The organism is Mycobacterium sp. UM_WGJ (assembly GCF_000455125.1).
Lineage (GTDB): Bacteria > Actinomycetota > Actinomycetes > Mycobacteriales > Mycobacteriaceae > Mycobacterium.
The window spans coordinates 1-1,431 of record NZ_AUWR01000103.1; the positions used below are offsets into that span (position 1 = coordinate 1).

Sequence of the window (1,431 nt, forward strand, 5' to 3'; positions counted from 1 at the left end):
TATGTTCGATACGGATCTGCCTGAGCCGGGGTCGTTGGCCGATGCCGACGACAAAGCCCTGGTGGCGGCGATCGCGGGGTGGGCCCGGCTGGAGGCCGCCGCCGCGGCACGCCGGCTGGCTGTCATCGGCGAGTTGGTCGCACGGCGCACCCACGGAACCGATGCGGTCAACCGGTCACGCTGGTCGTGCGACTACTGGGACGCCGCGGCCAGCGAGGTCGCCGCCGCCGAGCAGATCAGCCACGGCATGGCCTCCTCGCAGATGTATCTGGCCTCGGCACTGCGAGACCGGCTGCCCCAGGTGGCCGCACTGTTCCTCACCGGGGCGATCAACTCCCGACTGGTCGCCACCATCGTCTGGCGCACCACGCTGATCACCAACCCCTACCTCCTGCACGCCATCGACACCGAACTCGCCGAGATCGCCACCGCACTAGGGCCGCTCTCGGCGACCAAAACCGCGGCCGCCATCGACGCCCTGATCGACCGATACGACCCCGACGCCCTCCGCCGCCAAGACCGCGACGCCCGCAGCCGCGACGTCACCATCGACACCCGCAACAGCGAAAACGGCACCACCGCCCTATGGGGCCGGCTCTGGGCCACCGACGCCACCGCCCTAGACCGGCGCCTGACCCAACTGGCCCACACCGTCTGCGACGACGACCCCCGCACCCTGGCCCAACGCCGCGCCGACGCCCTCGGCGCCCTGGCCGCCGGCGCCGACACCCTGGCCTGCGCCTGCACCAACACCGACTGCCCCGCCGCCAGCAGCGACGCCCGCGCCACCAACGTCACCGTCTACGTCCTCGCCGACCAAACCGCACTGAACACCCCGACCGATCCGCGATTCGGCAACGGCCCCCAGCCACCCAGCACCCCCACACCCACCCCGCGCACACAACCGCCACGCTCCGGACACCTCATCGGCGGCGGCACCGTGCCCGCCCCACTACTAGCCCAGCTCATCACCAACGGCGCCACCACCACACCGCTGCGCAACCCCGCCAACCTGCCAGCCGAACCGCACTACCGGCCCTCCACCGCGTTGGCCGCCTTCATCCGCGCCCGCGACCTCACCTGCCGCTTCCCCGGCTGCGACCAGCCCGCCAACTACTGCGACATCGACCACGCCGTAGCCCACCCGCATGGCGCCACCCACCCGGCCAACCTGCGCTGCCTCTGCCGAAAACACCACCTGCTCAAAACCTTCTGGACCGGCCACCGCGGCTGGAGCGACCGCCAACACCCCAACGGCACCATCGAATGGACCAGCCCCACCGGCCACACCTACACCACACAACCCGGCAGCGCCCTGCTATTCCCCACCCTGTGCCTACCCACCACCGCACCACCAGCCACCGCCCCGGCCTCAACAGCCGACCGCAACCTCATGATGCCCACCCGCAAAAACACCCGCACCCAAGACCG

General features: G+C 70.9%; 1 protein-coding gene. It reads left to right on the forward strand.

Annotated elements, in window-relative coordinates:
• On the forward strand, nt 1–1,431 hold a 1,431-nt coding region (locus N416_RS22030), incomplete at both ends, for an HNH endonuclease signature motif containing protein (protein ID WP_024444048.1).